General features: G+C 43.8%; 4 protein-coding genes. All 4 read left to right on the top strand.

Annotated elements, in window-relative coordinates; genetic code table 11:
* Positions 1-206 precede the first annotated feature (206 nt).
* Positions 207-890, top strand: coding sequence for an L-ribulose-5-phosphate 4-epimerase (gene araD / locus ACFO6W_RS21330; RefSeq protein ID WP_380000260.1), 684 nt, complete (start codon positions 207-209; stop codon positions 888-890).
* A gap of 67 nt (positions 891-957) precedes the next feature.
* Entirely contained in the window at positions 958-2,460 is a 1,503-nt protein-coding gene (gene araA / locus ACFO6W_RS21325; RefSeq protein WP_380000258.1) for an L-arabinose isomerase, read from the top strand.
* Between the two features lie 166 nt (positions 2,461-2,626).
* Positions 2,627-4,294: a ribulokinase gene (locus ACFO6W_RS21320; RefSeq protein WP_380000256.1), complete on the top strand. Its 1,668-nt coding sequence runs from the start codon at positions 2,627-2,629 to the stop codon at positions 4,292-4,294.
* A 106-nt stretch (positions 4,295-4,400) separates the two neighbouring features.
* Positions 4,401-6,146: a sodium:solute symporter gene (locus tag ACFO6W_RS21315; RefSeq protein ID WP_380000254.1), complete on the top strand. Its 1,746-nt coding sequence runs from the start codon at positions 4,401-4,403 to the stop codon at positions 6,144-6,146.
* Positions 6,147-7,183: the final 1,037 nt, after the last annotated feature.

The raw sequence follows: 7,183 nt of genomic DNA, 5'->3' as shown, positions 1-7,183 counted from the left end.
TAATATCAAATGATTATATAAAAAAATAGTCGGAAGATATTTCTTCCGACCACTCCTGGTATTTTACTCTCTTTTTTTATTAAATATGTTTTACAACATATGATAAATAAGTGTGCATCTAAACACTTATTGCTAACATTGCAAGTGTAAACGCTACACTTATTTAAAGAGAGCCTTATAATAGTAATTGAACCATATATACCATTATGTTGGAATCACTTAAAAAAGAAGTATTTGACGCTAATCTCGATTTAGTAAAACACGGATTGGTAATTTTCACTTGGGGAAATGTCAGTGCAGTCGATCGCGAAAAAGGATTGGTTGTGATTAAACCATCAGGTGTATCATACGATACAATGAAGGTTGAAGACATGGTCGTTCTAGATTTGGACGGGAATATTGTGGACGGTAAGCTGAAACCATCTTCGGATACGGCTACCCATCTTGTATTATATAAAGCTTTTCCGAATATCGGAGGGATTGTACATACCCATTCCACATATGCGACATCGTGGGCTCAGGCCGGTTGTGATATACCTAACATTGGTACTACCCATGCCGACTATTTCAAAGATGAAATCCCATGTACAAGGCAGATGACAAAGGCTGAGATCGAAGGCAAATACGAACTGGAAACAGGAAACGTGATTATAGAGCGCTTTTCTGATCTGAATGCCGATTACACACCGGGAGTACTGGTAAATAACCACGGTCCTTTCTCATGGGGTAAGGATGCGCATAATGCTGTACACAATGCTGTAGTATTGGAACAGGTAGCCAAAATGGCATATATAGCCTATTCAATCAATCCTCAACTGAAAATGAATGAGGAGCTGATAAAAAAGCACTTTTTCAGAAAACATGGTCCGGGTGCATATTACGGACAGTAAGAGTCAGTTAACAGCTAACAGTAAATACTTATAACTCATAATTTATAACTCATAATTTATTAATATCATGGATTTCAAAGATTTAGAAGTCTGGTTTGTAACCGGCGCACAATTGTTATATGGTGGAGATGCAGTAGTTGCAGTAGACTCCCATTCTACACAAATGGTAAAGGCTCTGAATGATTCAGGCAAACTTCCTGTAAAGATTGTTTACAAAGGTACGGCCAATTCTTCTCCGGAAGTTGAGAAAGTATTCAAAGAAGCAAATAATGATACAAAATGTGTCGGTGTTATCACTTGGATGCATACGTTCTCGCCTGCTAAAATGTGGATTAAAGGGCTTCAGAATCTGAGAAAACCATTGATGCACCTTCATACACAGTTCAATAAAGAAATTCCTTGGAATGAAATAGATATGGACTTCATGAACCTGAACCAGTCGGCTCATGGAGACCGTGAATTCGGACATATGGTGAGCCGTATGCGCAAAAACCGCAAAGTGGTTGTAGGTCACTGGAGCGAAGAAGGCGTTCAGGCTAAGATAGCGAACTGGATGCGTGTTTGCGCAGGATGGGCAGATTCTCAGGATATGCTTATCATCCGCTTTGGAGACAATATGAACAATGTTGCTGTAACAGACGGAGATAAGGTAGAAGCTGAAATGCGTCTGGGTTATCACGTAGACAATGCTCCGATTGCGACTTTGGTTCCATATGTAGAAGCAGTTACAGATGCTGAAATAGATGCGTTGATTACTGAGTACGAAAAGATATATGACTTTGCTGCCGATTGTAAAAAAGGGGCCGAAAAATACCAGTTTGTGCGCGATGCTGCAGCTCAGGAAATCGGTCTTCGCCGTTTCCTTCAGGACAAAGGAGCCAAAGGGTTTACTACCAGCTTCAACGAGTTGGCAGGCATGAAACAATTGATGGGATTTGCTTCTCAGCGTCTTATGGCGGAAGGCTACGGATTCGGAGCCGAAGGAGACTGGAAGTCGGCTGCATTGGTTCGCACAATGTGGGTGATGGGACAGGGTCTGCCGGGCGGACAGTCATTCCTTGAAGATTACACATTGAATTTCGACGGTGAGAACAGCACTATTCTGCAATCTCACATGCTCGAGATCAATCCCGATATAACAGGTACAAAACCACGTATCGAAGTTCATTTCTTAGGTATAGGCGATGCCCGCACTTGTGCCCGTCTGGTATTCCAGGCTCATAAGGGTGAAGGTGTAGCTGCGACAATCGTAGATATGGGAAATCGTTTCCGTATGATTGTAAATGAAGTGAAAGTGGTAGAACCTAAACCGCTGCCAAAATTACCAGTGGCCTGTGCCTTGTGGAAACCGATGCCTAACCTCGAAGTGGGTGCAGGAGCATGGATTCTGGCAGGAGGTACTCACCATTCAAGCTTCTCCTTCTCTGTAACTACCGAGATGTTGGAAGACTATGCCGATATCGCAGGTATCGAACTGGTGACTATCGATGAAAATACAACTATAAACAACTTCAAGTTTGAGTTGAAAGTAAATGAAGTGTACTACTTATTAAATAAATCGTTAAATTAAGGTTCTGGGGTACTGTGAGTAGTGATTATTCTCAGTACCCTATTTTTTAGTCCCTGTCCCCCGGAGGGGAAATCAAGACAAGGGGAAAAATAACAAGAGAAAGTTAAATTATAGCCTATCCGGCTTCCCCCTTTGGGGGATTGAGGGGGCCCAAACTAATATAAATATGAAATATACAATCGGACTTGATTATGGCTCAGATTCCTGTCGGGCAGTAATCATCGAAGCTCAATCCGGAAAAGAAATAGCTTCGTCTGTAAAATATTATAAGAGATGGATGAAGGGTCAGTATTGCGACCCTCAGGCCAATCAATACAGGCAACATCCGCTCGATTACGTTGAGGCATTGGAAGAATCGGTGAAGGAAGCTTTGAGTAAATCACCTGCCGGAACCGCTGAAGCTGTTGTCGGCATGTCGTTCGATACTACCGGTTCCACTCCTGCCCTGATCGACAAAGACGGACAGATACTGGCGTTGCGTCCCGAATTTGCAGAAAATCCGAACGCAATGTTCATCTTATGGAAAGACCACACTGCTATCAAAGAAGCGGCAAAAATCAACGAAGTAGCTAAACGATGGCCTATCGATTATACAGCATATGAAGGCGGTATTTATTCCAGCGAATGGGTTTGGGCAAAAATCGCTCATGTACTGAAAGCTGATAAATCCATTGTAAACGATGCATACAGTTGGGTGGAACATTGCGACTGGATGCCTGCATTAATTACAGGGACTACAAAGCCTGCCGATATAGTAAGAGGCCGTTGTGCTGCCGGACATAAGGCCATGTGGCTGAAAGAATGGGACGGGCTCCCTACCGAAGAATTCCTTGTAGAAGTGGCTCCCGAACTGAAAGGTTTCAGAGACAGACTGTTCCACGAAACATATACAAGTGATGTAAAAGTCGGTAACCTTACGCCGGAATGGGCTGAAAGATTAGGCCTGACAACAAATGTAGCGGTAGGTGTCGGAGCTTTCGACTGCCATATGGGTGCAGTAGGAGCGGAGATCGAGCCTAAAACGTTCGTCCGTGTCATCGGGACTTCTACTTGCGATATTATGGTGGCTTCGTATGAAGATATGCATGGTAAACTTGTTCCGGGTATTTGCGGACAGGTAGACGGTTCTGTTATTCCGGGTATGATCGGCCTTGAAGCCGGACAATCGGGTTTCGGAGATATCTACGCATGGTTTAAGTCCGTGTTGGCATGGCCTTTGGAAAAGATACTGAAAGAATCTGCGTTGGTCGATCAGGCTACAAAAGATAAACTGATAGAAGAAGCTTTAGATAAGATGATCCCTGCCTTATCGAAAGAAGCGGAGAGAATACCTGTATCGGAAAGCTCGGTACTGGCTATCGACTGGATGAACGGACGCCGCACACCTGATGCCAATCAATTGGTGAAAGGTACCATTACAGGATTGAACCTTGCCAGTTCTGCGCCGCTCATATTTAAAGCTTTGGTAGAAGCTACGGCATTCGGTTCCAAGGCTATTGTAGACCGTTTCCTTGAAAATGGCATCGAAATAAACAGCGTAATCGGCATCGGTGGTATATCTTTGAAATCGCCGCTTGTTATGCAGACTTTGGCCGATGTGCTGGGTATGCCGATCAAAGTAGCTAAATCGGAGCAGGCTTGCGCATTCGGTGCTGCTATGTTTGCATCGGTAGCTGCTGGTATTCATCCTGATATTAAGGCCGCGCAAAAAGCAATGGGACAAGGTTTTGCTTTTGAATATAAACCTGATATGGCCAAGCATGAGGTATATATGAAATTATATGCTAAATATCAGAAGCTGGGTAAATTCACAGAAACAGAATTATTTAACTAAATGAAAAATGAAAAGTGAAAAGTGAAAAATTATGCGAAGCGACAATGATTGGGTCTTTATTTTTCATTTTTCACTTTTAGTTTTTCACTTCTAATTATAAAATACTATGAACTGGAATTCACATGAATTTATTTGGCTCGACTGGGTAATTATCGCAGTCGGGATATTAGCGGTGACATGGGCCGTTTGGCGTTCGATACAAAAAGATAAGCGCCTGCAACAGGGTGCCAGTAGCGAAGACTATCTGTTCGGTAAAGGGGAGCCATGGTACATCATCGGTGCGGCTATCTTTGCCGCAAACATTGGTTCGGAGCATCTCGTAGGGCTTGCCGGAACAGGAGCAAAAGCAGGTGTGGGTATGGCGCACTGGGAAATGCAAGGCTGGATGATACTTATCCTGGGTTGGCTGTTTGTACCTTTCTATCAGCTTATGAACAATAAGATGGGTAAAATCATCACAATGCCCGATTTCCTCAAATATCGTTACACCCCGGCTACGGGTTCGTGGTTATCTATCATCACTCTTATAGCATACGTGCTTACCAAAGTGAGCGTAACGGCATTTACCGGAGGTATCTTCATGGAGAGCCTTCTTGGCTTGCCTTTCTGGTACGGGGCTATCGGCTTAATCGTCTTAACGGGTATCTTTACTGTTCTCGGAGGAATGAAAGGTGTGATGACATTGTCTGCGATCCAGACTCCTATACTTATAGCAGGTTCGTTCCTTGTGCTTTTCCTCGGATTGTCGGCGCTCGGCGGTGGCAGTATTCCTGAAGGCTGGACCGCGATGATCGACTATGCTAAAACGCTGAATGTAGGAGAAGATGGTGTTGCATACGGCACAAACCATATGTTCCACTTCAGTACGGGCGACCCGTTGTATGATGACTATCCCGGCTTTTGGGTATTTATCGGAGCATCTATTATCGGTTTCTGGTATTGGTGTACCGACCAACATATAGTTCAGCGTGTACTCGGGCAACGTAAAGGTGAAGATAACGATGTAGTGATGAAACGTGCACGCAGGGGTACTATCGCTGCCGGATATTTCAAACTATTGCCTGTATTTATGTTCCTGATACCGGGTATGGTAGCTGCGGCATTGGCGGCACGCCCCGACAGCGGCTTTACACTCGACGATCCTGATACGGCTTTCGGGTCAATGGTTAAGTTTGTATTGCCTGCCGGAGTGAAAGGGATTGTTACCATAGGCTTTATATCGGCATTGGTTGCTTCTTTGGCTGCATTCTTCAATTCCTGTGCCACATTGTTTACAGAGGACTTTTATAAGCCGATGTTTAAAGGCAAGAGCGAGGATACTTACGTTCTGGTAGGTCGTATTGCCACAGTTGTCGTTGTAGTACTCGGTATTGTATGGATACCTGTCATGATGAGCCTCGGTAGCCTGTACGACTATCTGCAAGGTATTCAATCGCTGCTTGCGCCTGCAATGGTGGCTGTATTCGCACTGGGTATATTCTCCAAAAGGATTACGCCTAAGGCCGGTGAAGTAGGTATGATCGTGGGCTTTATTATCGGTATGGTACGTTTGCTGACCAATATATTTACAAATACAGGTAAAGACATAATGACCGGCTGGTACTGGGAATGCACTACCTGGTTCTGGCAAACCAACTGGCTTATTTTTGAGATATGGTTGCTTGTCTTCATCATGTTGCTGATGGTAGTAGTATCGTTCTTCACAGCGAAGCCAACGGCACAACAGATAGAGGCTATAACTTTCACCGACGATTACAAGAAAGTTATCGGAAAGAGCTGGAACAAATGGGATGTTATCGCATCGCTCGGGGTTGTCGCTCTTTGTGTGGCGTTCTATATGTATTTCTGGTAAAGAAGACAATTTATAATAAGTACTTAGATGAAAGCAAGTGTATTGAAAAATGCACTTGCTTTTTGTTTTTGCCTTTTTCGTCCTGTTATGAAAATGTTAAAAAGTAACAGATATATCAGTTAACAGTAAACAGTAATCAGTAAACAGTATCGTGGTTTGTCATGCTGAGAGAAACGAAGCATCTCGTCAGATAGTAGTTAACAACTTGTAACTCGTAACTGCCCTAGGGCGCAGTAACTCGTAACTTTCTTAAAAGGTAACAAAGGTAACACTATTTACAGTCAACAGTTATCAGTCATCAGTCAATAACTCGTAAGATGTAAAACTTTGCGCCTTTGCGTCTTTGCGTGAAACAAAACAAAACGCCAGCCAACTTGTAACTCGTAACTGCCCGCAGGGGAAGTAACTCGTAACTACTTTAATCAACACTTCAAAGAGCTATCAGCTAACAGCCAAAGGTTATCAGCTACATATATAGATAAAATTTTTTCATAAAGATACGGCCTCTGATTCGTTTGTCCCCGCTGGCGCGGACTTCCAGTCCGTGTCTTGCTTGATAGAGCAAAAATGTCTGCTACGCAGCACACAGACGGGACGTCTGCGCGAGCAGGGGGGCAAAGCGTATGTAATTGAAAATCGCCGAAGCGAAGGCGAGGCAATGGCGCAAAGCGACAAAACTTATCACTTACTACTTATTACTTTAAACTTACCACTTATTCCATTCTTTCAAAGAACTATCAGCTAACAGCCAAAGGTTATCAGCTACATATATAGATAAAATTTTCCCATAAAGATACGGCCTCTGATTCGTTTGTCTCCGCTGGCGCGGACTTCCAGTCCGTGTCTTGTTGACAGTGCAAAAATGTTTGCTACGCAACACACAGACGGGACGTCTGCGCGAGCGGGGTGGAGTGGCTACACCGTAATAGTTCGGGTAACCGCGTCTTGCAAAGCCGTACGCGAGTTCTTACCTTTGAGGAAAAAACCTATGGAAACGAACGATTATGTGCGAGGAGTGGCGTTGAGCGAAGCCGAAG

Origin of the sequence: Dysgonomonas termitidis, assembly GCF_042654545.1 — a bacterium.
Taxonomy (GTDB): Bacteria; Bacteroidota; Bacteroidia; order Bacteroidales; family Dysgonomonadaceae; genus Dysgonomonas; species Dysgonomonas termitidis.
The sequence above is the reverse complement of the archived record's forward strand: the minus strand, read 5'-3'. Positions and strand labels throughout refer to the sequence as shown.

Coding starts and splice junctions, on each gene's coding strand:
- araD (WP_380000260.1), top strand. CDS start 207: ATGTTGGAATCACTTAAAAAAGAAGTATTTGACGCTAATCTCGATTTA.
- ACFO6W_RS21320 (WP_380000256.1), top strand. CDS start 2,627: ATGAAATATACAATCGGACTTGATTATGGCTCAGATTCCTGTCGGGCA.
- ACFO6W_RS21315 (WP_380000254.1), top strand. CDS start 4,401: ATGAACTGGAATTCACATGAATTTATTTGGCTCGACTGGGTAATTATC.
- araA (WP_380000258.1), top strand. CDS start 958: ATGGATTTCAAAGATTTAGAAGTCTGGTTTGTAACCGGCGCACAATTG.